Source organism: Paenibacillus sp. NMA1017, from assembly GCF_058895805.1.
Genome location: NZ_JBZXYR010000005.1, coordinates 41,628 through 66,574, shown reverse-complemented (window position 1 = coordinate 66,574; position 24,947 = coordinate 41,628). Strand labels below are relative to the sequence as shown.

Annotated in this window: 25 protein-coding genes; 10 read left to right on the top strand and 15 right to left on the bottom strand. The window is 46.4% G+C overall.

Annotated elements, in window-relative coordinates; all coding sequences use genetic code 11:
* Positions 1–10: 10 nt before the first annotated feature.
* The 7 genes from AC5ELV_RS14535 to AC5ELV_RS14505 all read right to left on the bottom strand — a co-directional run bounded on the left by AC5ELV_RS14535 (position 11) and on the right by AC5ELV_RS14505 (position 9,163).
* Entirely contained in the window at positions 11–1,645 is a 1,635-nt protein-coding gene (locus AC5ELV_RS14535; protein ID WP_493430754.1) for a putative polysaccharide biosynthesis protein, read from the bottom strand.
* 139 nt (positions 1,646–1,784) lie between these two features.
* Complete coding sequence (locus AC5ELV_RS14530) at positions 1,785–2,264, bottom strand: DUF456 domain-containing protein (RefSeq protein ID WP_493430753.1); 480 nt, start codon at positions 2,262–2,264, stop codon at positions 1,785–1,787.
* 51 nt (positions 2,265–2,315) lie between these two features.
* On the bottom strand, positions 2,316–3,065 hold the full coding sequence (locus tag AC5ELV_RS14525) for a Cof-type HAD-IIB family hydrolase (protein WP_493430752.1): 750 nt from the start codon (positions 3,063–3,065) through the stop codon (positions 2,316–2,318).
* A gap of 82 nt (positions 3,066–3,147) precedes the next feature.
* Entirely contained in the window at positions 3,148–5,226 is a 2,079-nt protein-coding gene (locus AC5ELV_RS14520; RefSeq protein WP_493430751.1) for a peptidoglycan D,D-transpeptidase FtsI family protein, read from the bottom strand.
* A gap of 181 nt (positions 5,227–5,407) precedes the next feature.
* Positions 5,408–7,492, bottom strand: a complete 2,085-nt coding sequence (locus AC5ELV_RS14515) for a peptidoglycan D,D-transpeptidase FtsI family protein (protein WP_493430750.1) — start codon at positions 7,490–7,492, stop codon at positions 5,408–5,410.
* A 20-nt stretch (positions 7,493–7,512) separates the two neighbouring features.
* Entirely contained in the window at positions 7,513–8,664 is a 1,152-nt protein-coding gene (locus AC5ELV_RS14510) for a transglutaminase domain-containing protein (RefSeq protein WP_493430749.1), read from the bottom strand.
* A gap of 16 nt (positions 8,665–8,680) precedes the next feature.
* Entirely contained in the window at positions 8,681–9,163 is a 483-nt protein-coding gene (locus AC5ELV_RS14505; RefSeq protein ID WP_493430748.1) for a hypothetical protein, read from the bottom strand.
* Between the two features lie 223 nt (positions 9,164–9,386).
* Between AC5ELV_RS14505 and AC5ELV_RS14500 the strand changes: the two genes are divergently transcribed.
* Positions 9,387–10,559 (top strand): MFS transporter, encoded by a 1,173-nt coding sequence (locus AC5ELV_RS14500; RefSeq protein ID WP_493430747.1) that lies wholly within the window; start codon positions 9,387–9,389, stop codon positions 10,557–10,559.
* 418 nt (positions 10,560–10,977) lie between these two features.
* Positions 10,978–11,322: a toprim domain-containing protein gene (locus AC5ELV_RS14495; protein WP_493430746.1), complete on the top strand. Its 345-nt coding sequence runs from the start codon at positions 10,978–10,980 to the stop codon at positions 11,320–11,322.
* Positions 11,323–11,413: 91 nt separating this feature from the next.
* Here the strand turns inward: AC5ELV_RS14495 and cyoE are convergent, their stop codons facing one another.
* Positions 11,414–12,358 (bottom strand): heme o synthase, encoded by a 945-nt coding sequence (cyoE, locus tag AC5ELV_RS14490; protein WP_493430745.1) that lies wholly within the window; start codon positions 12,356–12,358, stop codon positions 11,414–11,416.
* 203 nt (positions 12,359–12,561) lie between these two features.
* On the opposite strand from cyoE, the gene AC5ELV_RS14485 reads away from it, so the two are divergent.
* Positions 12,562–13,545 (top strand): metal-dependent hydrolase, encoded by a 984-nt coding sequence (locus tag AC5ELV_RS14485; RefSeq protein ID WP_493430744.1) that lies wholly within the window; start codon positions 12,562–12,564, stop codon positions 13,543–13,545.
* Between the two features lie 253 nt (positions 13,546–13,798).
* Here the strand turns inward: AC5ELV_RS14485 and AC5ELV_RS14480 are convergent, their stop codons facing one another.
* Positions 13,799–14,020, bottom strand: a complete 222-nt coding sequence (locus AC5ELV_RS14480) for an alpha/beta-type small acid-soluble spore protein (RefSeq protein WP_013311857.1) — start codon at positions 14,018–14,020, stop codon at positions 13,799–13,801.
* A gap of 121 nt (positions 14,021–14,141) precedes the next feature.
* On the opposite strand from AC5ELV_RS14480, the gene AC5ELV_RS14475 reads away from it, so the two are divergent.
* Positions 14,142–14,309: a hypothetical protein gene (locus tag AC5ELV_RS14475; RefSeq protein ID WP_007431986.1), complete on the top strand. Its 168-nt coding sequence runs from the start codon at positions 14,142–14,144 to the stop codon at positions 14,307–14,309.
* 44 nt (positions 14,310–14,353) lie between these two features.
* Here AC5ELV_RS14475 and trpS read toward each other — a convergent pair whose 3' ends face one another.
* Positions 14,354–15,343 (bottom strand): tryptophan--tRNA ligase, encoded by a 990-nt coding sequence (gene trpS / locus AC5ELV_RS14470; protein ID WP_307353203.1) that lies wholly within the window; start codon positions 15,341–15,343, stop codon positions 14,354–14,356.
* A 452-nt stretch (positions 15,344–15,795) separates the two neighbouring features.
* On the opposite strand from trpS, the gene AC5ELV_RS14465 reads away from it, so the two are divergent.
* Both AC5ELV_RS14465 and AC5ELV_RS14460 read left to right on the top strand, forming a co-directional pair.
* Positions 15,796–16,761 (top strand): aldose 1-epimerase, encoded by a 966-nt coding sequence (locus AC5ELV_RS14465; protein ID WP_493430743.1) that lies wholly within the window; start codon positions 15,796–15,798, stop codon positions 16,759–16,761.
* A gap of 90 nt (positions 16,762–16,851) precedes the next feature.
* Positions 16,852–17,088 carry an alpha/beta-type small acid-soluble spore protein gene (locus AC5ELV_RS14460; RefSeq protein WP_013311861.1) on the top strand — a complete coding sequence of 79 codons (237 nt, stop codon included), beginning with the start codon at positions 16,852–16,854 and terminating at the stop codon, positions 17,086–17,088.
* 120 nt (positions 17,089–17,208) lie between these two features.
* Here AC5ELV_RS14460 and AC5ELV_RS14455 read toward each other — a convergent pair whose 3' ends face one another.
* Both AC5ELV_RS14455 and AC5ELV_RS14450 read right to left on the bottom strand, forming a co-directional pair.
* Entirely contained in the window at positions 17,209–17,610 is a 402-nt protein-coding gene (locus AC5ELV_RS14455; RefSeq protein ID WP_013311862.1) for a hypothetical protein, read from the bottom strand.
* A gap of 261 nt (positions 17,611–17,871) precedes the next feature.
* Complete coding sequence (locus AC5ELV_RS14450) at positions 17,872–19,659, bottom strand: M3 family oligoendopeptidase (RefSeq protein WP_493430742.1); 1,788 nt, start codon at positions 19,657–19,659, stop codon at positions 17,872–17,874.
* Between the two features lie 97 nt (positions 19,660–19,756).
* Between AC5ELV_RS14450 and AC5ELV_RS14445 the strand changes: the two genes are divergently transcribed.
* Together AC5ELV_RS14445 and AC5ELV_RS14440 are read left to right on the top strand one after the other, a co-directional pair.
* Positions 19,757–19,927 (top strand): YycC family protein, encoded by a 171-nt coding sequence (locus AC5ELV_RS14445; RefSeq protein WP_014277894.1) that lies wholly within the window; start codon positions 19,757–19,759, stop codon positions 19,925–19,927.
* Positions 19,924–20,160, top strand: a complete 237-nt coding sequence (locus tag AC5ELV_RS14440) for a hypothetical protein (protein ID WP_493430741.1) — start codon at positions 19,924–19,926, stop codon at positions 20,158–20,160. The genes AC5ELV_RS14445 and AC5ELV_RS14440 overlap by 4 nt, the downstream gene beginning before the upstream one ends.
* A 98-nt stretch (positions 20,161–20,258) precedes the next feature.
* On the opposite strand, the gene AC5ELV_RS14435 is transcribed toward AC5ELV_RS14440, so the two are convergent.
* Both AC5ELV_RS14435 and AC5ELV_RS14430 read right to left on the bottom strand, forming a co-directional pair.
* A complete protein-coding gene (locus AC5ELV_RS14435) occupies positions 20,259–20,990 on the bottom strand; it encodes a DUF2225 domain-containing protein (RefSeq protein WP_103049969.1) in 732 nt (243 codons plus the stop codon).
* Between the two features lie 21 nt (positions 20,991–21,011).
* Positions 21,012–21,389: a globin domain-containing protein gene (locus tag AC5ELV_RS14430; protein WP_254350142.1), complete on the bottom strand. Its 378-nt coding sequence runs from the start codon at positions 21,387–21,389 to the stop codon at positions 21,012–21,014.
* A gap of 412 nt (positions 21,390–21,801) precedes the next feature.
* On the opposite strand from AC5ELV_RS14430, the gene ylbJ reads away from it, so the two are divergent.
* Both ylbJ and AC5ELV_RS14420 read left to right on the top strand, forming a co-directional pair.
* Positions 21,802–23,100 (top strand): sporulation integral membrane protein YlbJ, encoded by a 1,299-nt coding sequence (gene ylbJ, locus AC5ELV_RS14425; RefSeq protein ID WP_493430740.1) that lies wholly within the window; start codon positions 21,802–21,804, stop codon positions 23,098–23,100.
* Positions 23,101–23,166: 66 nt separating this feature from the next.
* Positions 23,167–23,970, top strand: a complete 804-nt coding sequence (locus AC5ELV_RS14420) for an NAD kinase (RefSeq protein WP_493430739.1) — start codon at positions 23,167–23,169, stop codon at positions 23,968–23,970.
* A gap of 57 nt (positions 23,971–24,027) precedes the next feature.
* Here AC5ELV_RS14420 and AC5ELV_RS14415 read toward each other — a convergent pair whose 3' ends face one another.
* On the bottom strand, positions 24,028–24,942 hold the full coding sequence (locus AC5ELV_RS14415; protein ID WP_493430738.1) for a YutD family protein: 915 nt from the start codon (positions 24,940–24,942) through the stop codon (positions 24,028–24,030).
* Positions 24,943–24,947 lie beyond the last annotated feature (5 nt).

Sequence of the window (24,947 nt, the reverse complement as noted above, 5' to 3'; positions counted from 1 at the left end):
GAGGACTCTTTTAGCCTCGTTGTCCTGTGGACTCACGCTGTAGACGCATTAACGGGCGCAGTACCTTTTGCAACATACGTGGGTAGTTGCCCAGCTCGTCCCGGCGCAATACGCGCAGTACAACCAGCAACACCAAATAGCATACCAGTACAGTCGCACCGGCAATGCAGCACGCGATGAAGAAGGCTACACGCGCAGGCATCAGATGCACCAGCAGGATACTGGCTTCATTTACACCGTATCCGATAGCTCCCGAGACGACGACTGCGGTTAAGAAACCTGCCCAGCGACGGCCCATGATGGAAAAGGAGACGATCTCTTTAAGCACACGCAAATTCAGCAACGTGATCACGAGGAAACATAATCCGGTTGCGGCAATGATCCCGTAAATTCCAAGCCAACCAGCCAGCAGCCAGCTCGCTGCAAACTTGACGACGATACCGACCATGACATTAACCATTGAAATACGCGGCTTGCCCATACCGATCAGTATTGAATTAGAAGTCATCATCGTAATCTGGAATATCGTTCCGAGTGTCAGTACAGCGATGATACCACTGCCTCCAAGTGAGCTAAACAGTAAACCATTAATAGAATAGGCGGTTACACATAAAGCCAGCACAATCGGCATTCCTGTCAAAATAGAGATACGCAAAGCCAGCGTCATCTGATTTTGTAAATGCTGCTCATCTTTACGGGCAAATGCCGCTGAAATGATCGGAATAAGCGATTGGCTGAGCGCAATGGCCAAAATCGGCGGAATTCCCGCCACACTCTGTGCCCGAGAGCCTAGATAACCCAACTGAGTAGTCGCCTGATCCAATCCCACTTGACCAGACAGCAGTCTCACCACAATCGACGTATCAATAAAGTTGACCGCCGGAACCGTCAGAGAAGACAATACAATGGGAATGGAAAGCTTGAAAATATCTTTGTAAATGCGCATCATCGGTAGCGCGGAGCTTTCCTCTTGGAATTGATCTTGACGATCCTGGCGATCCTGGCGACGCAATTTCACTGTGTAGTACAACATGACCGCTAGAGCGCCAAGACTTCCCATGACACCTCCAAAGGAGGCCCCGGCCGCAACCTCGCGATCTCCATAACCCAGCTTCAAAATAATAAAAGCGAGTATAATAGCGGTCGCTACCCGTGCAACCTGCTCCACAATTTGTGAAATACCGCCTGCGGTCATATTACCGCGCCCTTGAAAGTATCCACGCATCATAGCAATGGCAGGGAACAGTAGTAATGCTGGTGCCAAAGCCTGAATAGCCAAAGCGGATTGCGGAACCCCTGCTACATGCTCGGCAAAGTAAGGCGCTCCAAAATACAGCAGCGCTGTAATGATAATGCCTGCCGCGGCTGCGAATATCAAAGCCGCACGGTACACACGTCGCGCTTCCGAAGGCCGATCCAGTGCATAACGTTCTGAAACCATTTTGCTCAATGTGCTTGGAATACCGGCCGTTGCCACTGTGAGCAACATCAAATAAGCGTTGTTCGCAATAGTAAACGAGGCGTTCCCGACGGAACCGAGCAGATGCTCCAATGGAACACGCTGTACCAGACCAAGCACTCTGGCCACCAAGGCGGCAGCGGCTAAAATAAGCGTACCTTTAAGGAATGTTTCTTTATTGGACAAAATGCGTTCCCTTCTTTCTTGCTGTTCACACGCATGCAAAAGCCCCGCACAAACAGTCATGGCCTGAGCCATCACCGGTGCGGAGCCGCATGTCGATTCTGTCTCTGCAAATCATAATAAACGAAAAACGAATCTCGGGTCATAACACCCAAATCAAGAATACAATAATCATGGCAAGCTGCAAAATCACTTTCATCACGGTGCTGGTAAAGAGGCCTAATACAGAGCCAAAGCCCACTTTAATAGCTCGATCCAGCGGGGCTTTGCCAATCAGCTCACCCAGTACGGCGCCGATAAATGGTCCCAAAATCAGGCCAAATGCCGGAATAACGAAGGGGCCAATAATAATCCCGACAGTGCTGAGGATTGCTGACAGACGCGAGCCGCCAAATCGCTTGACTCCCCACGCATTCACAGCATAATCTGCAATAAAAAGGGCAACGACGATTAGTGTTTGTATAATCCAAAACAATGCATTATATGGAGCAAACGAGAAAAACCAGCCGTATACAAAAAATGCAAAATAGATGGCGAGCGCCCCCGGCAATACGGGATATACCGCCCCGGCCATGCCCACAATGAACAGAACAATGACAACAATCCAACCTACAACGTCCATGGGCCTCCTCCTTCTCGTCCATTCATCCTGCTTGCTGCATCATTCGTTTTATTACACAAGCACATAATCACGAATCACTTCTACAATGCCGTCGTCATTGTTCGAAGCCACGACCACATCAGCGGCTTCTTTAACTGTATCCTGAGCATTACCCATGGCTACGCCCAGTCCAACCGCTTGAATCACAGCCAGATCATTCAGACTGTCGCCAACGGCAACCACCTGCTCCAAAGTAATGCCAAGCAGATCGCACACTTCAGCGATTCCACTGGCTTTGGATATACCAGCCGGGTTAATTTCCAGATTTGTCATCGAAGAATTGGAAATTTCAAGTCCACCCATGTCCTGAAGCTTAAGCAAAATTTGGTGACGAATTTCGTCATTTTCCGTATTATAACCGAATTTGAGCCATTCCTGTGTGTCCAATGTATCCGGCCAACGATCCCTATTATATAATTCCTCCGTTGAGTAAGCCCAAAACCAGGAGCCTGTTTCTACAGCAATCTGGTGCATCTTGCGAATGAGCTCCTTATCAAGTAAATAACGGCGCCACAACTCGTGGGGTGATTTCCACACCTCACTGCCGTTTACGGTGACCATGGGCGTCTCCAGTCCGAGTTGCTGGCCGTAAGGCAGAGCATGCATGGCTGCACGTCCGGTGGATAAGCATACATGAATCCCTTCCTGAATCGCCTTGTTAATCCAGTTAATCGTTTCCAGGGAAATTTCATGATTATCATTCAGTAAAGTTCCATCCATGTCGAGCGCAAGCAGTTTGTATTTATATTGGTTTTCTCCCATCGTCTCTCTTCCTCCTGTATGTCCCTTATGTCCAACGACATTTTACCATGAAAAAGAGAAGCTCACAAAAGTATTCAAGTCCTTACTTTGCTGCCAGAGGCTTTTTAGGAGTACCATCTAGCCCATACACTTCGTCATACGCATCAAATATTTTACGCGCAACCGGTCCTCCGCTCGTCGCACCAAAACCCCCTTCAGGAATGATGACCGCTACTGCCAGCTTCGGATTTTGACGCGGAGCAAAAGCGATGAACACCCCGTTATCTTTAACCGTACGTCCCACCACCTGCTGAGAAGTCCCCGTTTTGCGGGCATAATCATAAGGAAATCCGTTAAAGGCTTTAACATCCGTAGCCATCCCCCGAATCACTGTATTCCAGTACGTATCTGAAAAGGCGACCTCATTCAGCACCTTCGGCTTAAATTCACGTACAAGATTCCCCTGATCATCTACAATTTTGCTGACCAAATGAGGCTGCATACGCTTGCCCTTTGTTGCCAGCACAGTCGTATACTGGGCCAGCTGCATGGCCGTATACTTTCCCTGCTGACCAAAGGATGCCTGCACCAGTCGTGTCAGCGCGCTTTCCTTTTTGCTCGTATACTCAAGTCTGCCTGCCCACTCGCCCGGCAGATCTACTTCTGTCGGTACACCTAATCCAAATGCCTTCATATACTTGTCCCATACATCAATTCCCTGATGCATCCCTGCATTACTTCCGTATTTGGCATACAGCGGCTTGCCGATCATATCCACCATAAACGGATTCGACGAGACCTCAATTGCCCTGCTAGGTGTCAAAGAACCATACACATGTCCGCCTGAATTCCCAACCCGGCTGGAGCGATTTTTGCCGTAGTACGCACTTCCCGTATCCTGATAAGTCTGCCCGGGGGAAAACAGGTTTTCCTTCAACCCGATCAGCACGGTCAGCGGTTTAATGGTTGAACCCAGAATCACCGAGGATTCTGGATGTGGACCCGCTTTTCCGCTAGGTACGGATTTAATGGTTCCATTTCCCATTTTATGCTGAATTTCGTCATATACCGAAGGCGAGGTACTCCCACTTTTCCATACATTAGAGTCATAATCCGGCATACTGGCCATTGCCACGACATTTCCGGTCTCTACCTCCATCGCTACAGCGAAGCCAGTGGTCGCGTCTTGATGAAGCTTCCCCGATACGGCATGAGTATGAAGCCAGCGAAGCTGATCCATAATGGCCTGTTCGGTTTTCTGCTGAATTTCCTTGTTGATGGTGGAATATAAATGATGTCCTTTTTCAGGAGGAGTAATGGATTCAATGCCCTCCGGCATGCTGCGAGGATTGACCTCTACCGTTTTATATCCGTTTTTTCCTCTCAGCTCGTCCTGGTACTGAAGCTCCAAGCCATCATATCCGACCGTTTCACTTTCCGAATAAACCTGTGCCGGTTTTAAAACCTCCGAATTAGCTTCATAGAGCTCTTTATATTTGGGCCGGTTCGTTCGAGCTCCTTTGAACTTGTACATATATCCAATCGTTTGTACCGCCACCCGATCCGGGTCATAATGGCGTACACTTTCTTCTACAACCTCTACACCAGGGAACTCTGTCCGATGTTCCAGAAAATAAGCAATTTCCTCCCGACTCAAGTCGGATTTGACCAAACGTGGGGTAAATCCCCTATATTGATTATAGTCCGGGTCCAGTCTCTTTTTTATTTCCTCTGCATTAAGCTGCTCTCCTTCGGTACGACCCAGTTCGTTTAATTTGGCAGCAAGCTTGGCAGCAAAAGCATTAAGCTCAGGGAGCAGCTTTTCCCCCGGCTTGCGATCTTTCTCCGTACGTTTGCTATAATCCTTAGATAAAGTTACATACAAGGACTGTACTGAAGTCGAATACGCCAGCTTAACCGTACCTGTGGAGTCATAAATCGTGCCGCGACTCGGGGCTAACGGGACATTTTTCGTATTTACGGATTGCTGCTGGCCTTTCAGTTCCTCCGATTGTACAAACTGCAATACAGCTAGTCTGGTAATGATCAGGGCAAACAACACAAAAGCACTAAAAAACAGTAGCTTGGTTCGTAAAACCGTCCGTTTTTTTCGTGACTCTTCATTCTCTTCAACATTTTTCTTTTTAAATGAAAACTTTTTATCCAAACTTCCTCTGTCCATATCAGCTTGTCATTACTCCTTCCGATTAGGGTTTCATATTCCTGATCCTACCATATCGAAAGCAATAAACGATGAATTCCCAGATGACAATTTTGTAAGAAAACGTAGAAAAAACATAAAAAAGCTTCCCTCAGCCCAAAGGCTAAGAGAAGCTTTTATGAAATGATATCGTATAAAATGATTATGGCTGTTTGATTGCGTTAGGATCGGTTGTTGTGGCATCCTTTTTCTTAGGTACCCCGTCCAAACCATATACTTCATCGTAAGCATCAAAGATTTTGCGTGCCACAGGTCCGGCACTCCAAGCCCCGAAACCTCCTTCAGGAATGACAACCGCTACTGCAAGTTTGGGATTCTGACGTGGCGCAAAGGCAATAAATACCCCGTTATCCTTCAGCTTGCCGCCTACGCTTTGCTGCGATGTACCTGTTTTGCGGGCATAATCGTAAGGGAAACCATTAAATGCGCTGACATCTGTCGCCATCCCGCGTATGACCTCATTCCAGTATGCATCCGGGAATTTCACTTCATTGAGCACCTTCGGCTTAATCGTTTGAACTACATTGCCGTTGGTATCTTTAATTTGACTGACCAAATGCGGCTCCATACGTTTACCCTTGGTAGCCAATACTGCTGTATATTGTGCAAGCTGAAGCGTTGTATATTTACCCTGCTGACCAAAAGAAGCATATGCCAGTTTAGATAGTGAGGACTCTTTCGAATTATGAGCATACTCACTGCGTCCAGACCATTCACTTGGTAAATCTACACCCGTAGACACCCCTAGCCCAAATTCCTTCATGTAGCGGTCCCATACATTCACACCTTGATCTTCCTTGGCATTATTAATGTACTTGTTGTACAATCTTTTGCCCACCATATCGACCATAAATGCATTGGAGGAATGCCGAATGGCAGAAGCTGGGTCCAACCCGCCGTACACATGACCCGAGGAGTTCCGAACTCGTGACGAATTGTTACGCCCAAAGTAAGCCGCTCCTGTATCCTGGTAATAAGATGAAGTGCTAAATAGATTTTCCTCCAGACCTATCAACACAGAAAGGGGTTTTATGGTGGAGCCAAGTAGGACAACCGACTCTGGATGTTGACCCGATTGGCCCGATCCGAAGGAGCGGATAGTGCCATTCAGGTATACATTTTGTATTTTCTTATAATTATCACTGGATATATTTCCAGTCTGCCAGTAATTCGCATCATAATCTGGCATACTGGCCATCGCTACCACATTTCCTGTGTCCACTTCCATAGCCACAGCGAAGCCTGTTTTGGCATAAGGATGAGTCTTGCCAGACACAGCGTGTGAATGGAGCCATCTCAATTGATCCGTAATGGCATTTTCAGTCTTCACCTGAATCTCTTTGTTAATGGTGGAATAAATATTATTCCCCTTTTGCGGAGGAGTAACAGAATCTACACCTTCCGGCATATTGCGCGGATCAATCGGAACGGTTTTATAGCCATTTTTCCCTCGTAACTGTTCCTGATATTGGAATTCCAATCCATCAAAGCCTACAGACTCGTTTTCCATATAGATGAGACCTGGATCATTTTCAGCTGACATGGATTTTTGAATATCCCTATACTTATCCAGATTTTCACGCGCACTTTTATAACTTTTAATGTAGCCAACCGTTTGGACAGCTACCGTATCTGGATCGTAATGACGTACCGTTTCCTCTACGACATCTACGCCCGGGAACTCACTCTTATGCTGCATAAAATAGGCGACTTCATCTTTATTAAGATTGGTTTTAATCAGACGCGGCGTAAAACCGCTAAATCGCTGATAGTTTCGGTCCATAGCGTCCATAATTTGTTCTGCCGTCATTTTCGGCTCATCTTTATTACCATATTGAGCAAACCGATTTGCCAGCTTTTGTGTCATATTTTCCAGCTCAGGCAACAGCTTTTTATCAGGCTTACGCGATTTCTCCAAAAGGTCGCTGTAGTTTTTGGAGAGTGTGATATACAGCGATTGTACAGGTGTAGAATACGCCAGCCTGTTCTGCCCGGTTGCATCGTAAATAGTTCCGCGAATCGGCGTAAGTGGTACATTTTTGGTAACATTACTGGCCTCCTGCTGCTTGAGCTGAGGTCCATCTACGAATTGAAGTATCGCCAGTCTTACAATAATGACTGTAAATATAATGAACGAGCTGAAAAAGAACAGATTGATCCGGAAGCTAAATCTTTTTCGGTCGGATGTCTCATTGTCTTTTCCTTGCTCGTTGTCCATCTTTCTCATGTGCCCTTTTCCACTCCTTCTTAAATCACTTTATCCTTAATATGCGTTTGGGCAAAACCTGGCGGGTTAAACCAGTCTCCACTTTGTGCCCAGGTCGGGTCTAGCGGTACCCACTGATTCTGTCCGCTCAAATATACCTCGTTCCAGGCATGGGACCCGTATCCTCCCTGTCCGTTGTATCCAAGGCCTGTTACAACCTTGACCTGTAGTCCCTGCGAACGAGCCATCATCGCATACAGGCGGGCATAATCAATGCACACTCCTTTACGTGTATCAAACGTATCTCTGGGAGTCTGTTCATGCCAGTCACCACGTTGCTCATAGGCTTCCACCTTACTGTAATCATAGCTAATACGAGTACCCACCCATTCATACAACGCTCTGGCTTTTTGCTCGTCACCGCTTGCACCTTCTGTAATCTTGGCCGCTGCCTGAACGATATCGCTTGGAATGTCCCGGTCAATTATTTCGTATTTGCGCTGCAGGATACCATTTAATTCCTTGGTAACGGCCTGCGTAAATACGGGCAATTTATCCTTAATCAGTGTACCAGATAACGGCTCAATGACCGATTGCGCCCCTTGCTTATAAATCGGTGAAGCTTGGACGTAGCTGCTAAACCCGCTATCTGGGTACAGACTTACGCCTATGAACAACAGAGCTATGATCATCATGGCGCGTGCTCCACCAATAAGAGTACCTATTCCGGCCCCTGCCACTCTGCTGAAAAAGCCTGATTTTTTTTCTTGCTCACGGAGATGAGAATCTGACTTGCCACCTACCATCAACACATAAATTGCACGTAGGACAAATTGAGCGATAGCATAACTGAGCATGAACAATACCGCGAACCGCAACAGCGGAAACCCCTCTAAACCCGCTACCAACGTATAATAAAATTGTTCAATCCCGCTTAGTTCTCGCTGAGGCAAATGTTCCATATAAGCCGCCAGCCATTGTTGTACTTTCGGTGAAAGCCACATGGCTAACCCGAGCGAGCACAAAATACCCGCCACAGTCAGTATGCCATCCACAATGAGACTGAACAGCGCCCCTACAGATCTGGAAGCTCCTCGTCTCCAGCCCTGAATCAACGACAGCAGTACTATGACAATCAAAAACACCGTCACGCCATTCCAATGAAGAATAGGCTCCAGCCAGGATACTTTCATTGTGCTCCTCCTGTCTCTACGGCGACTGTGGCGACTGCGTTACAGCCGAGCCTTTAGCACTTTCGATATATTTCTTGACGGTATCGCCCATACTCCACTCGCCCAACGACATCCCCTGAAACCATACCTTGACCTTGTCACCATCAAATGGACCTTTCACTTCCAGGTTGGAGCTGGTTACCGAAAACGTACCATCCGCGTTGGATGTGTATCGGGCATCCCGTCCTTCCTTGATCATCATGTTCAAGGCCTCGCTCTGAACCTTGTTAATCGCATCATCCTTTGCCTGAGTAACGACCTTGCCGACCTGTTCAAAGGAAATGCCACTGTAGATAAGCAAGCCTGCAATTACGACGATGACAATCAGCCATTTTATGAGAGTTCTTACCACCTTCAATATGACTAACAATAGGACAAGCCCAATTAATATATACAGCCAATTATCCTGAACAATCTGCCAATTATGTTCCAAAAACTCTGTCCAGACACCCTTATCCATTTCGCTACACTCCCGTTATCAACTACATCATTCAAATCACAAAATTGTCTCTGTAATTATACATGATTACGTGATGCCCTGTCAGCTTAGCTCTTTTATACACCTTGATATTCAATTCTTGTCCAAACAAAATGGTCTATGTTCGTCCACTCCAGCGTACAACTTAGGAAGGGCCAATACGTAGTGCAACATGAAAGTTTACATTAGGGAAGGGGGTCATCCCATGAAAACAGCCCTCTGGCTGTATCTCTTTTTATTCATTGCCTTTTTCGATTTGCATGCACAATATCCTATTTTGACACCATTCGCTATCTCCCTGGGTGCAGCACCTACTTTTATCGGCTGGATGATGGGGATTTACTCTCTAACTCACCTGCCTGGTAATTTGATGGCTGGCCCCAAGGTCGACAAACACGGCAGCCGCCGATATATTATGTTCAGCCTAACAGCCGCAGGCATCATCCTTATCATTCAATCGTACATCCACACACCGTGGGAATTACTTTTTCTTCGGGCGATTAGCGGTTTTGTGTTGGCCTTTTTATCTCCGGCCTGTCTGGCCATGTTGGCACAGCTATCCGATCATCCAGTTACGCAGGGCAAATATATGTCGGGACATGGTGTCGTTCACACGCTTGCCTCTGTCCTGTCTCCAGCCGCCGGCGCATTTATCGTAGCCAGTTTCGGCTTTAGTGAGACGTTTAGTTCCCTTGGCATTATTCTCGTAGTCACGGGACTTATGGCTTATTTCACCTTGCCCAAAACAGCACCTGCTCCACAAGCCCAATTATCTGATGGTCATGCGTCACCCGCTCCACTCTCCGAGGCACAGAAGACGCGTTTACCATTCAATTGGCGTTACCTACTCCTGCCTTTTGTTTTGGCGTGTGCACAAGGCATTTTGTTTTACGAAATTCCATTACGGAATAACGGTTCTGCGTCCATGATGTCCACCGGATTGCTCTTTTCCATCATCAGTTTGGGAGCACTTTGTACGCTCAGCCTGCTGTTTCTGAACAAATATTCACCAATGGTGCGACTACTTTGTGGCATTATTTTGATGTCTCTAAGTTTTTACGCACTCGCCACCACGCCCGAAGCGGCGATTGGTATCATACTTTTTATTTTGGGAACAGCCAAAGGCATCATTTTTCCAGCGTTGGCCTCCCTTTTCATACGAATTGGAGGTGCGCGACTGGGCAAAACCTTTGCACTGCAGTCTATTGCAACATCTATCGGCTCCTTTGCCGGACCTGTACTGGCAGGTCAGCTCCCCGATCACATTTCTCCTTTTTTTATCGCATTTCTGATTCTGATGGCTGGCCTGCTATTCGTTCCAGTTAAGCGCTTATCTCCGACGCCACCACTGTCTGCCTCAGGACCTTATCATTCCTAGCAAGTCTGAGGCAGTGGTATGCTAATATGCTACCTTTAAAGCCCAAAATGCCGTTCCAGAGGGCAGATGCACAGTACACTATCCCCCTATCCACATAGACTATTTTGACTTAACATTCACTAACAAAGGGAGGTGCAGCCTGTGAGCCACTGTCATCCTGTAAGCCCTTGCCCTGTTTTTGGAACTTCAACTGGCACCATTCTTGTTCTTTATATTCTGCTCGTCATCATTCTCCGTACTTGCTGGATTTAATGTCTGAATTGCCCTAACATGTTGCCCCTTGTACCCATGCCTGCCACTTCTGGCAGGCTGTTTTGTTATTTTTTGCATGAGAACCCTATTTGGAGCTACACTATACACATATTCTTCATTTCCCGGGGAATTTCGAGCATATGTATTAGACAAGGGGTGAACATAAATGGCGATAACCGTGATCGTCGAAGGGAAAAATGACCGTAGCAAACTTCGCCGATTACTTGACCCGGAGGTTCAGATTTTATGCACCTTCGGCACACTAAACTCTATAAAACTGGAATCCCTCCACAAACGGGCCAAGCACGACGAAATATATCTATTCATGGACAATGACAGCTCAGGGAAAAAAATACGGGGTGTGCTTACAGACTCTTTTCCGGATGCGTACCATATGTATACCCGCAAAGGATACGCTGGCGTAGAAGGGACTCCAGACGAATATGTAATTGCTCAATTGGAAAAAGCAGGGTTGGAAGAATACATTATATACCCGCCACCTGTTCTTTAGTCTTGAAAATAACAAAAAAAGCTGTCCTCAGGCCGCTTTCATGCCTGTTGGACAGCTATATGGTGCACTATAAAATGCCTCTAAAATGACATTAAAATTTATGAACCGTGTCGACGATCATCAGCAAGAAGCTGAGTGTCAGATGGTTAATGGAAAAGAAGAATACTTTTTTGGCCCAGGAATCCGTTTCTTCTTCCTTAATCGTAAAACCTTTAAAGGCATAGAATGCCCACAGCACGGACAGTAACACGGACACGATCATAAAAATCATACCGGCATATCCATAAGCATACATAAGGATGGGTACCGGAATCAGCAATACAATATAAGGAATCATCTGAATCTTGGTCCGATGGATACCTTTTACGACTGGCAACAACGGAAATCCTGCTGCGCGATATTCCTCAACTCTGCGAATAGCGAGTGCCCAAAAGTGAGGCGGCTGCCATAAGAACAGGAGAGCGAATAAGAGCCAAGCGCCCATATCAATACGACCCGAAGCGGCCACATAACCAATCACCGGAGGCATTGCACCAGAAATACCGCCGATGGATGTACTCCATGTAGATGAACGTTTTAACCAAAGTGTATAAATACCGACGTAGACGAACATACCAAGTAATCCCAGTAATCCTGCCTTCACACCAGAGAAGGAGAATAGAACAGCTAACCCGACAACACCCAAAATAATAGCGTATGACAACACCGTTGTAGGGGTCAGACGCCCTGTTGGCAGTGAGCGATTACGTGTACGCTCCATTTTCAAATCCAGCTCACGGTCAAAATAGTTGTTAAAAACACAAGAAGACGCCATAACCAACATTGTACCTAAAAGTGTAAGAATTAGCTTTATATAATCAACGTCCCATTGCGATGCTAACCAAAAACCACCAAAGGCTGCAACCAGATTGGTACGAAGGATGCCTGGCTTGGTAACTGTAATAAAATCTTTCCAAGTGCCCGCTTTGCCGGGTGGTTTAGATTTTACAGAATAGGTAGCCGCATCCGAAGAAGTCTTATAACTTATATTATCCATTGTGAGTAACTCCCCCTTAGAGATGTATGAATTCGGGAGTAAGTTGAACTCCGATATAAATTTTATCATATACCTACCCCAAAAAGTTTGACAGAAAACGCACAAAACGTTCACAATTCCGATGGCAAATCGCCCCTGCTGATCGTTTACAGTAAATTTGGGTAGTAATAAGTACAGGAAACAATACAAAAGGAGCGACCGATATGGATACAGCCACACACTTTGTCATGGGAATCGGATTGGCCGGGCTGGCCTATACTGATCCTGTCGTCGCCGGAGATCCAAAGTTGGCCGCAGTCGTACTGCTCGCTACAGTCGTAGGATCACAAGCTCCGGATTTTGACACTTTGCTTCGGTTGAAAAACAATGCAGCCTACATTCGCAATCACCGTGGACTGTCGCATTCAATTCCCTTCTGGTTGATATGGATCTTGTCCATAACAGGACTGATTTGCCTGATCTTCAGAGATGTGCCCCCAGGTCATGTAGCATTATGGGTAACGATTGCCGTCTGCCTGCATGTATTCACAGATTTATTTAATACGTACGGAACACAGGCATTCCGGCCGTTTACAAACAAGTGGATATCTTGGAATATCATCCATATTTTTGATCCCTTTATTTTTGGCACCCATGTTGCTGCGATTATGCTGTGGGTCACTGGATTAATTCCACCCGCTCCCTTATTTATTACGCTGTACGTTATTATTGGCCTATATTACATTTGGCGAACCTGGAGTCATTTTATAACCAGAAAAGCGGTACGTGATATGGACAATGAGCGTCAGGAGGGCGACATCTATTATATCATTCCCACCGTATCATGGAACCGGTGGCATGTGGTAAAAGCTCATCAGAATGGAACTTATGACATTGGCGGATTAAATGGCAAAAACTTATTTTGGACGAAACATGCGATTCCATCCACACATCCTGCCGTAGAAGCATCCAAATCCTATCGCGATGTGCAAGCATTTCGTTATTTTTCCTCCTTTGCCGTTGCCGAGGTGGAAGAACTGGAATGGGGCTACATTGTGCGATGGGGAGACGTAAGATATCGACACCGGAGGCAATATCCATTCGTGGCTGTGGTCGCGATGGATAAGCAGTTCAACCTGATCAACAGCTATATTGGATGGCTTAGTGACGAAAAGATGCAAAAACGCCTTTCCCTGCATACGAATTAAAGCCTGCTTATGAGCTAACAACAAGTCGTATGACAACTGACAGCAAGTTCCCCTTAATCTGGGAACTTGCTGTTTTTTTGGGCTACTCGCGTAAGAAATCACATCTCATGAAAGCGCCCTCTTGACGAAGCGGACTTGTGTGATTCACAATGGTCATAAGCCATGCGTAAAAAAATCCGGAGCATGATCGCTCCGGATTTTCTTCATCACAGTTGCTCATAATACAGCTTCCAAGATGGATTGTTTATGTGTATTACTGCAAACGGCTGCTGCCCGACAAGGATTGTTCTGCTTGTTGGACCAGCTTTTTCGTGATGTAACCCCCAAGAGAACCTGTTTCGCGGGAAACAACATTACCGAAGTAACCGTCCTGTGGGATGGTGATGCCAAGTTCTTGAGCTGCCTCATATTTTAATTGTTGTAAAGCGGCGTTGGCCTGCGGTACTTGCAGGTTGTTTGAACGACGTCTGCTCATATTTGAATCTCCTTTCAGTTCTGTGTGAGTGAGGTTCATTGCAAGCTTGCAAGATTATTATGGCTCGCTTACAACTACTTATTCCTGAAATTCAACATTCGAACACTGGAGGTTTTTACCAATGAGCAAAGGTTTATCCCTATGGTTTGCCGTTTCATCCATTGTCCTGCTGACCGCAGCCGCTATATCCATCAGTTATTCCGCATGGCTTGCCATTCTACTGGGGCTATTATCTGTCGGCAATATCGGCTGGGGTTTCGTGGTCAAAGCCCGACAACGCCGCTCCTAAGCCAATTCTATAGAGGCTTGATCCGTTTTGCTTGCAATATGGCTCTAGCGTAGACGTGGCAGAAAGCCCATGCGCTCTTTGACCGCAGACAGCGTGACTTCAGCCGCTTCTTGAGCACGCTCTGCGGATTGGGCCAAAATACGTCCAATCTCACCGGATTCCCGGATGTCGCGATAGCGCTGCTGAATCGGTTCAAGCATAGCTACAACCGTCTCTGCCAGTTCTTTTTTAAATGTCCCGTACATTTGGCCTTCATAACGATCCTGCACTTCTTGGAGCGACAAACCGGAACACTGGCTGTAAATGCTCATTAGATTACTAATTTCCGGTTTATTGGCAGGATCATATCTAACCTCACTGCCAGAATCGGTCGTAGCGCGGCTGATTTTTTTGCGTATAACTTTCGGATCGTCCAGCAGCGCAATAAAACTGCCTGCATTCGGATTACTCTTGCTCATTTTTTTGGATGCATCATCCAGGGACATAATTCTCGCCCCTACTTCAGGGATATACGGCTCAGGAATTGTAAAATAATCTCCATAACGATGATTAAAGCGGCCCGCCAAATCCCGTGTCAGCTCCAGATGCTGTTTCTGATCTTCGCCCACCGGGACGAGATCTGCGTTGTAGAGCAAAATGTCAGCTGCCATCAACGACGGATATACGAACAGCCCTGCTCCTACGGAATCCTTGCCAGCAGCCTTGTCCTTAAACTGAGTCATACGTTCCAGCTCGCCCATATTCGTCAGTGTTGTCATCAACCATCCCAGCTCAGCGTGCTGAGGAACATGGGATTGTAAAAAGACGTTGGATTTCTCTGGGTTAATACCCGCTGCGATAAATAATGCCGCCACCGCCTCCGACTGCTCGCGTAATTGAGCTGGTTCCTGCGGTACGGTAATCGCATGAAGATCTGGAACCATAAAGTAACATTGGTGATCCTCTTGCAATTTGACAAAGTTTTTCATTGCGCCGATGTAATTACCCAAAGTAAGTTGTCCGCTAGGCTGAATACCTGAAAGTACAGTTTTCATATTCTTCCTCCTCCGTTTATTTCAAAATTTGAACGCAAAAAGGCCCCGCATCCTCAAGGGACGCGAGACCGTGGTACCACCCTTATTCATTGCCGTCAGCCTCTGCTTGTCGGAGCTATGCGCCATGACTGATTGCAATCTTAAAGCTCCGTTAACGGGGAGCAATCGGCCGTCATACTGAGGAACGTAAAATCCTGTTCTGTGCGGCACTCCAAGGTCCATTCAGCAGTGCAGGCTCACCGGTTCCCATCCACCACCGGCTTTCTGAAGAGCTTATGCGAAAGCTTACTTGTCCTCATCATCGCGTTATCCATGTCATTACTTTCTAAACTACATTAATGATAATTCCGCATAATGTTATTGTCAAATGACGATTGTGCCCTACGACCAAAAATCTGTTATCATAATGACACGAAGCTTCAACCGATTATAGTGGACAAAGGAGCATGGATATGAAACAAGTGACCAAAGAACACTGGAACGGTTACGACACGTATGTTTTACATAGTGGTGAACTGGAAGTTACGATGATCCCTCGCCTCGGGAATAATATTATCTCAGTGCGTGATCTGAAGCTCGACCGGGATATCGTACGTCGGCCTGGTGAGGAAGAATTAGCTTTCTATTTACAAAAGCCTTATCATTTTGGCTTGCCCATTTTGATTCCACCAGGACGCATTCGCAAGGGACAATTTGAGTTTGACGGTGTTCCTTATCAGTTCGACCGAAATACAGCCAATGACAATCATATACACGGTCTGCATCGTAATCAATCCTGGCGCTGCAGTGATATTGAAGAGGATGAAGAAGGTTGCAGTGTTACTACCGAGCTTTTGACAGAAAGTGATCTGCACTGGATGGAACAATTCCCCATTCCTTTACGTCTGGAGATGACGTATCGCTTGCAGGGTGCAGTATTAAGTCAAACGCTGCGCGTAACGAATTTGGGTGAAAAAGCAGCCCCGTTTGGCTTGGGATATCACACTTGGTTTATGGTGGACGGAGAACCTGAGCGCTGGCGCCTAGAGCTACCCGTGAACGGCGTATATGAGCAGGATGCTGAACAGCTACCTACAGGTATCATTACTTCGTTGAATGACTTGGAACAGCTCTCTTCGGGCCTTTCTCTGAAAGGAACGAATCTAGATACGCTGCTGCGGGCAACGGAAGGCCCAGCCGAAGCTCTTTTGACTCGTGACGACGGTTATCAAATCCGCTACACAGCAGATGAGCAATACTTTAAGTATTGGGTGTTATATACCAAAGGTGAATGCGATCAGTATCTTTGCATTGAGCCTTATACCTGGTTGTCCGATGCTCCCAATTTACCTAATCCTGCCGAGGGAGGCGGACTGATCCGTCTGGAGCCTCAGCAATCCATCGACCTCAAAACTCAGATTCATATCATATATCCGTAATTTCCCTCTAGTCACTTTTCTTCCTTCGGCGCATATTTTCATAACTCTGTCGCATACTAACCTCATCACAGCCGAAGGAGGTGACTACACATGAATGAAGCTAATCAAGGCAGAAGCCGTCGCAGTAACAACCTAGTTGTTCCTCAAGCCAACAACGCATTGCAACAATTGAAATATGAAGCTGCACAAGAGCTGGGCATCACCATTCCAGCAGATGGTTACTACGGTGACATGCCTTCCCGTGAAGCTGGTTCTCTGGGAGGCTATATCACTAAACGCTTGGTACAGCTGGCCGAACAGCAATTATCAGGTCGTTCAGGTCAATAAGCGTCATTATTCCACATGAGCATTCCGTTCATCGTAATTTACCAAAATGCGTTATAACGGGCATATAACAAAGGCGGTCTTCCCTAGGAAGGCCGCCTTTTCTCCTTTAGTTATTAATAATTATTCCGAATTAGCCGCTCGGTATGTAGGCTTGTTGTAGCGGATCATGAGATTCGCCATGTTGTAGTTGGACTCCAGTGTTGCATCTACCAAAATCGTTCCTTGTCTGATGGCAAAATCGAAAGCAATCTCACCATGAGTCCAGCTACGCTTATGATTTAGCGTTTCTAGAGCCATACGCCGAAAATCCTCCCGATGCTTTGCTGATAACCCCGGTTCTACTGCTGCAAACGTGCCACCTTTACCTGCAAGCGGATTATGACGAATCCCAAATTTCCCAACTACATTGTTACGTATTTGTACAAATACGATGCCTGACGATAAACCCGCCAGTTCATTATCCAGTTCTTTTAAAACGATATCCATTTGCCTTGCCAACGACAATTGACCTACTTCATCCATCATAAAAACCCTCCTATATACCTTATACAAAAATAATTAATAGGTCTTACGGCTCAATTATATGCGAAGATTTTTAAGCTTACAATCAAAATCAACATAATTGGGTATTTATAACTATTTTCTAAGTATATCCATCATTTTAAATTTCGCCAACAGGTAATATTAATTACATTTCGACATTTTGCGACTTTGTTCATCATCTTCTGCAAAAATTACAAAAAAGGCCTCCCTTATGGGAGACCTTTCTAAAGTGTAAATCCGTTATTTTGTCATTTGTAAAAATTGCTCAATATCCTGAACAGTAACTTGCGCAGCACCACGCCAGAAGTCAGCCTGTGTTAAATCGGTACCTAAGTGCTTGGAAGCCAATTCTTCGACTGTCATGCGACCTGTATCACGCAGCAAGGCATCATATTGGTCGGCGAAGCCGTCAGGGTTTTCCTTCGCAAAAGCGTAAATTCCTGCACTGAACATATACCCGAAGGTGTACGGGAAGTTGTAGAAAGGAGTGTCCGTAATATAGAAATGCAACTTGGATGCCCAAAAATGAGGATGAGCCTCATCCAGGACACCACTAAACGCTTCCCGCTGCGCTTGTTCCATCAACTCGCTTAATTGTTGTGCTCCTACGACTCCTTTTTTACGCAACTCGTAAAAACGGGTTTCAAACAGGAAACGGGCATGAATGTTCATAAAGAAGGCTACACCGCGCTGAATTTTATCCTCCAGCAAAGCCACCTTCTCCTGGCCCTCGGCAGCTTCCAGCAAAGCATCTGATACAATAAGTTCTGCCAGCGTTGATGCCGTCTCAGCCACGTTCATAGCATAATTTTGATTCAATGGATGCAATTCATTCATCACATGCTGATGATAACCGTGTCCGAGCTCATGGGCCAGTGTCGAAACGTTGGATGGTGATCCGGCATAGGTCATAAAAATACGGGTCTCTTTGCTCAGACGCAGAGATGTACAGAAACCACCCGGACGTTTGCCTGGACGATCCTCTGCTTCGATCCAGCTTTTCTCAAAAGCCATTTGGGCAAAGTCAGCCATTCTCGAGCTAAATTTACCAAATTGCTCAACAATCGTTACAGCAGCATCGTCGTAAGGGATTTTAGTGGTTGACGTCCCCAGCGGAGCTTCAACGTCATGCCAGGACAGCTTCTCTAAGCCCAGCAGATTTGCTTTCCGCTCCAAGTATTTGACTACAATAGGCTTCGTTTCATTTATAACCTGCCACATCGTATCTAACGTTTGTGCGGACATACGGCTGATTTCCAGCGGTTCCTTAAGCACATCTGTCCAGCCTCGTTTTTCATATAGCTTCAGACGGAAGCCTGCCAAATGATTCAATGTATCCGCGCAATAGTCCTCTACCTGAGTCCACGCCTCTTCCCAACGTGCAAACACGTCTTTACGTACGCTGCGATCTGCTTCATCCAGCTTATTGGCTGCCTGACCTACAGACAGGTTTACGATCTCGCCATTTTCTGGCACAGGGATCGTCATATTTTTGACAATGGTATCATAAAAGTCGCCCCAGCCATGGTAGCCATCCACTGCCAGATCCAATGCAAGGCTTTCCAGCTCAGGAGCCATTTTTTCACGTGCTTCGTTCCGATATTCAGTCAGGACAAAAGAAATCGGCTGGATAGCTTCACGCTCCATCCATTTTTGCCAAATGTCTTCACTGGTTTGTGCCAGCAAGTTCTGGAATGATACTAAAGCACTTTTCCCTTGGGCATACAGCGTGTTGACACGCGCCCCCAGTTGAACAGCCAGCTTGTCGTGCTGGTTTTGAGCAGTTAGACATGAGACAAAGGAACCCGCCTGCGACGCGCCATTAAACAGCTCCTGAAGGCTTTTCAGTACACTATCCAGACGCTCGGTATCCAATACCGTTTGTGGTACTTTGGCTGCTTTAAGCTGGGATTGCAGCTGTTGGACCTTGCTTTCCAATTCTTCCAAAAATGCATGGAATGAGGCAGAGGAAGATCCTCCGCTAAAAATAGATTCCAGATCCCATGTCTGCTTTAACGGTGTTTTCATAATAGTTCCACCTTTCTTTTTTGGCGAATTCATGTGGTTTCATATACAATAAAGCTACATCGTGATAGTAAATCACTACAATTGGGAGGAAAACAGGATGAGACCCTTACAAATTTCGCCGGAAACGGCTGTGAAATTATCCGAAAAGCTCGGCATTCCGCTGGAACACCTTATGCATACACCCCAGCACATTTTGATGCAAAAGCTGGCCGAACTGGCTAAAGAAGAAACCGCTGACCCGAACGGCGGAGAATCGGACAAATCATGATCCCTTTCCATAAAACCTGGCCTTATGACATCGTCATGGGAGACGTTTATGTACAGTCTTGTCCGTTTTGCGACCATGATAATGTTTTGCTGCCCCTGAAGCCAAAAGAACTTAAGCTCATACACGAAGGTATGAAAAAGCTGCTTGTGTTTCCATGTTGCCATAACAAGGTTACTTTAGTGGATTGTGATGACAATTATTTGCTGTCAGATACCACGTTGCGCCATCATTAATTCATGAGGCTGAGGCAGTTGTAAGATAAGATAACCCGTTTTACAAACAAGGTGTGAACCATGAGCCTAAACCGGCCATAGTGCACACCTTTATTTCTTCAGGAGGAGCTTGCGTCTTGCATTTCCTCCGGCAGTTGGAAATTTTTAGCCAGCATTTGTTCTCGCAGTACAGACCACTGTTCACGGGAAGCCCTGATCATAGCTGCATCCATAATCTTTTTGTCATTAATGACACGCGAAAACCAGCGTACCGCTTCGTTAAAGTTGCCTGTACGTCGATGCAATTCACCAATTAGATAAAGCAGTTTGGCATTGTTTGCCCCGACACCCTCCAGCTCATAAACCCGAACATAAGAATCCAGACTAAATTTGAGGAAGCGCAGCTCCTGCTCTTCATTTCCCTGGTATCTGTACATCCATGCGATATGCTGTAATAGACTAGCTACTACGCGTTCCTTTTCTCCAATGACCTGGGCACAGAGTAAACCCAGTTTATACGTTTCTAATGCCTCTTCCCAGCTACGATGCCCGCCATATTCGCGAGACTGCCAGCGATTGCCAATTTTATCCTTAAATATCTTGGTTTGCTGATCGCTTAATTGAACGGTAGAGTGCTCTGTCGAGGTAAATCCACAATGAGGACAGACCCTTACGACATAAAAATCCGGATTTTCATTCTTATAATAAGCACAAAAATCTGAATCTGTACGAATGGCCTTCTTTAGGCTTGGTCTGACACGGGATGTCTGAAATTCTTCTTCGCAATGTGGGCAAGCGATTTTGATCTGATATAACGGTTCAAGTTCCAATGTTTTTACAACCCTCTCCAAAATTCGGCAATCCCCGAAAGCTTACGGGGTATTTACAAAATGATGCGCAGGACCAGACAAACGGTTAAGTATGATTGAACGAAGCGGCTCCTCAATGCCCGTATCCGTTAACGCACCTGCCATACAAGACAGCCATGCCTCTGCTCGCTCCTCCGTTACGGGAAACTTCATATGTCTGGCACGTAACATCGGATGACCATATGCATCAGAAAAAAGGGACGGTCCTCCAAAAAACTGGCTCAGGAACATAAACTGCTTTTCCTTTACCGGTTCCATGTCTTTAGGAAACAGGGGACTTAACAACGGATCTTTATAAACTCTCGGGTAGAAGGCCTCAATAATAGCACGAACACCTTCCGCACCCCCAAGGTTGTCATAAATGCTCAGGCTAGGATTCACTTTTCCTCCAACTTTCTGTGCTATGGTAATAAATATACACCCGTATTATAACAAAAAACAAAAAATGACGCTAAAAATAAGCGTCATTTTATCAATTTAACATATGAAGAGGGTGTGCTTCGTTGCACACAGCTTCGTCATTCTATAAATACAACTAATAACTCCGCCAATCCTCTTCACCGGGATGGACGAGAGAGGCACGAATAACATACACAAAAGCACATACGAACAGACCGGCAACGATACTCATCCTGATCACTCCATCCTTAAGGTTATGGATCGTTGTTTTCCTATTTTAACATACTATTTACAAAAATACAGCATTAGGTGTAACCGTTTTCTTTACTTTTTTTGTACTCTTTGTCCATCCCCGACATAGGTATAATAGTACAACTCCAAAGGAGGGGCCTCTATGTCGCTGTACCGCCGTTACTCGCTTCCTCTGCTCATTCTTACACTGCTATTCCTATTTATGCTTATGGCTGCGTACCCGCAATCCTCTCTGAATGCCGGACTTCGGGGGCTTGCCATCTGGTGGGACGTGCTGTTTCCGTCTTTATTCCCGTTTTTCGTTATTTCTGAGCTTCTCCTCGGTTTCGGAATTGTCCATTTCATAGGTGCGCTGTTGGATCCGCTGATGCAGCCTCTATTTCGTGTACCTGGCTGCGGGGGTTTTGTCGCTGCGGTCAGCTGTGCATCCGGTTACCCTATTGGAGCTAAACTAACAGCCAAGCTGTGGGAGCAAAAATGGATCACACGCATTGAAGGAGAGCGTTTGGTCGCATTTACGACTTCCTCTGATCCGATATTTTTGATCGGTGCGGTTTCCGTTGGCTTCTTCCATCAACCAGAAATTGCACTCGTACTGGGCGCAGCCCATTATGGTGGCGTGCTCCTCATCGGGCTGCTTATGCGCTTCCACGGTTCCCGTTCAGGGGAAACAGATACTCGCAGCGACCGCCCTCAACCTACGCAAGAAGCCTGGTCGAAGTCCAAGAATACAAAAACAGCAGGTCGCAATAGGCACCCTGGACCCCTACGCCAAGCGTTATATGCCATGCATACAGCTCGTTTGGAAGATGGTCGCCCATTGGGTGAGTTACTCCGTCAGGCGATTACTTCCTCCCTACGCCTTATTATTGTCGTAGGAGGGCTAGTTGTATTCTTCTGCGTCATTTTAGAAGCTTTGACGAACTCCGGTTTAATGAGCGGGCTTCATCTGCTTACGGCAAGCCTATTGACTGCATGTGGTCTCCCTCCTACGTTAACGGAGTCCATTGTAGGTGGTATTTTCGAAGTCACATTAGGAGCGCAAGCCGCAGGTGAAGCGACGGCAGCGGCCTTACCGTTCAAGGTAGCTGCCGCCGCTTTTGTTCTATCTTGGGGCGGGCTGTCGGTTCATGCGCAGGTTGCAAGTATTTTAAATATGACGGATCTTCGTTATATGCCATTTTTGTTGGCCCGGGCTGCGCACGGCATCATCTCATCACTGCTAGCTCTCGTGTTATGGCGGCCTCTAATGGGACAGGGAAGCTCTCCAGTCTTTTCTCCGATATACGACATCGCGTGGTCTCCTGGCTTCTCGTCCGTCATGTTGTTGCAAAGTCTGCTGTTTCTTGCCTTTATACTGGCTGGAATGCTTAGTCTCTCGTGGTTGAGTGTGGGTGCAAGTCGCTTATACGTACGTTTGAGAAGAACACACAGGCAATGAACGATTGTGTTCTTGCTCATAATTGATTATGATCGATATATACCCATGACAAAGGAGCTTTTCATCTTGAGATATTATGTTCTGGATCGCGGGGATCAGCACTCCATGGACTTGAGTCAGCAATTTCACCGTCTTGCCCAAGAAAAGAATTTCAAGCTGGATGCCGAATCGCCGGAAATCGTCGTGTCTATTGGAGGCGATGGTACGATGCTTCATGCGTTTCATACCTTCATCGACCGCATTCCGGATATTGCCTTTGTTGGTGTACATACCGGTCATCTGGGCTTTTATGCTGATTGGCGTGCGGACGAGCTGGAGGAGCTAATCCAGCTGATGAGCCAAAGCGGATCTGAAGGACCGCTTAACCCGAGAATCGTTAAGTATCCACTGATTGAGTTGGAAATTCACAAGAAGTCAGGCAATGCTTCTTTTATTGCCTTGAATGAGTTTACGTTAAAAGGGGTGGATGGCACTGTCGTTGCCCAAGTAGATATTAACGATATCACCTTTGAAATGTTTCGCGGTGACGGTATATGTGTTTCTACCCCCTCAGGAACGACCGCCTATAATAAAGCACTTGGCGGAGCTATGGTTCACCCCACCATTGAAGCATTGCAATTGACTGAGATCGCTTCCATTAATAACCGTGTGTATCGGACACTGGGATCGCCATTGCTACTGCCAAAACACCATCATTGTGATATTTTTTCACGGAAAGATCAGCGTCTTTTATTGACAGTAGATCACCTGAACTTTCCTGTGGATGACTTAATCTCTGTTCGATGTCAGGTCGCAAGTCAGAAGATCAGCTTCGCTCGTTACCGTCCTTTCCCATTTTGGGATCGAGTACGCAACGCTTTTCTTAATTAGAACCTATAAAAGAGCTGATTCTGGCTCTTTTTTACAAACAAAACGGTTCCTGAAAATTCAGGAACCGTTTTGTTGTGGAGCTGTAAATGTTTTATTCTTTTTACTACCTTCAGTTCTTTCGGCTTTAGCAGCTGGATGGGTCTGCCGCTGGCCCTCAGGTTCACGTGAGACACGAACTTGCCGTCCCTCCCGATTTTCCTTTGGTTGACGCTCATAGCGTGGTCCACGCGATTCCTTTTTATCGAAACTCCCTTGCTGATTGCGCTGTCTACGTGGTTCACGGGTTTGCTGCCCTTCACCCGGATTGCGTCCATCCTTTGCTTCACGTGGTTCTCTTGGCTGGCGCGAATCACGTGCTTCACGTGGCTCACGCTGCCGATTTCCTTCACGTCCTTCTCTGGATGAACGACTTTCGCGAGCTTCACGCGGCTGTCGTTCACGTACTTCCTGAGCATCCTTCGGTTCCCGACGTTGCAACTCGCGTGGTTCTCGGGCTTCTCGAGGCTGCTCCACTCGCAATTCCTCTGTAGCTGTGGAATCCTGCTGTGGTTGCGGCCACTCCTGTTCTCCAGCTGTATGTTGCAATACTTCTTGCTGCTCTTCGGGTTCTAACGTTCCCGCTTGTTCCCTTTGAGCATCTACCAACTGCTGAATATCTGGAGCAATGATTTCATCATTGACACCGGTTTTATTAACCACTTCACGGCTTTTTTGCAACACAAAATAGGCACAGCCAAAATTGCAGTATTCATTAATGTAATCGTCCAGTACCACTATAGATGTATCCTTATTTGCTTTGGGATGACCGTCTCGATAAAAGCCCTTCAGACGCAGCTGATTGTAACCCCAATCACCAATAATGTAATCATAGCGATCCAGCACTTCACTATACCGATCACGAAACGCTTCGGGATTCCACCCGTTCTTGTGATCCTGCAACAATTCATAGTTTTTACCACCGATTTGAAACAAGCTAT

Bases quoted from the DNA above. Each gene is read 5' to 3' on its own strand.
- AC5ELV_RS14505 (WP_493430748.1), bottom strand. From the start codon at position 9,163: ATGGATAAGGGTGTCTGGACAGAGTTTTTGGAACATAATTGGCAGATT.
- AC5ELV_RS14480 (WP_013311857.1), bottom strand. From the start codon at position 14,020: ATGAGCAGACGTCGTTCAAACAACCTGCAAGTACCGCAGGCCAACGCC.
- AC5ELV_RS14455 (WP_013311862.1), bottom strand. From the start codon at position 17,610: ATGGATGAAGTAGGTCAATTGTCGTTGGCAAGGCAAATGGATATCGTT.
- AC5ELV_RS14530 (WP_493430753.1), bottom strand. From the start codon at position 2,264: ATGGACGTTGTAGGTTGGATTGTTGTCATTGTTCTGTTCATTGTGGGC.
- trpS (WP_307353203.1), bottom strand. From the start codon at position 15,343: ATGAAAACTGTACTTTCAGGTATTCAGCCTAGCGGACAACTTACTTTG.
- AC5ELV_RS14515 (WP_493430750.1), bottom strand. From the start codon at position 7,492: ATGAGAAAGATGGACAACGAGCAAGGAAAAGACAATGAGACATCCGAC.
- AC5ELV_RS14445 (WP_014277894.1), top strand. From the start codon at position 19,757: ATGAGACCCTTACAAATTTCGCCGGAAACGGCTGTGAAATTATCCGAA.
- AC5ELV_RS14460 (WP_013311861.1), top strand. From the start codon at position 16,852: ATGAATGAAGCTAATCAAGGCAGAAGCCGTCGCAGTAACAACCTAGTT.
- AC5ELV_RS14510 (WP_493430749.1), bottom strand. From the start codon at position 8,664: ATGAAAGTATCCTGGCTGGAGCCTATTCTTCATTGGAATGGCGTGACG.
- ylbJ (WP_493430740.1), top strand. From the start codon at position 21,802: ATGTCGCTGTACCGCCGTTACTCGCTTCCTCTGCTCATTCTTACACTG.
- AC5ELV_RS14500 (WP_493430747.1), top strand. From the start codon at position 9,387: ATGAAAACAGCCCTCTGGCTGTATCTCTTTTTATTCATTGCCTTTTTC.
- AC5ELV_RS14485 (WP_493430744.1), top strand. From the start codon at position 12,562: ATGGATACAGCCACACACTTTGTCATGGGAATCGGATTGGCCGGGCTG.
- AC5ELV_RS14525 (WP_493430752.1), bottom strand. From the start codon at position 3,065: ATGGGAGAAAACCAATATAAATACAAACTGCTTGCGCTCGACATGGAT.
- AC5ELV_RS14475 (WP_007431986.1), top strand. From the start codon at position 14,142: ATGAGCAAAGGTTTATCCCTATGGTTTGCCGTTTCATCCATTGTCCTG.
- AC5ELV_RS14520 (WP_493430751.1), bottom strand. From the start codon at position 5,226: ATGGACAGAGGAAGTTTGGATAAAAAGTTTTCATTTAAAAAGAAAAAT.
- cyoE (WP_493430745.1), bottom strand. From the start codon at position 12,358: ATGGATAATATAAGTTATAAGACTTCTTCGGATGCGGCTACCTATTCT.
- AC5ELV_RS14440 (WP_493430741.1), top strand. From the start codon at position 19,924: ATGATCCCTTTCCATAAAACCTGGCCTTATGACATCGTCATGGGAGAC.
- AC5ELV_RS14465 (WP_493430743.1), top strand. From the start codon at position 15,796: ATGAAACAAGTGACCAAAGAACACTGGAACGGTTACGACACGTATGTT.
- AC5ELV_RS14495 (WP_493430746.1), top strand. From the start codon at position 10,978: ATGGCGATAACCGTGATCGTCGAAGGGAAAAATGACCGTAGCAAACTT.
- AC5ELV_RS14450 (WP_493430742.1), bottom strand. From the start codon at position 19,659: ATGAAAACACCGTTAAAGCAGACATGGGATCTGGAATCTATTTTTAGC.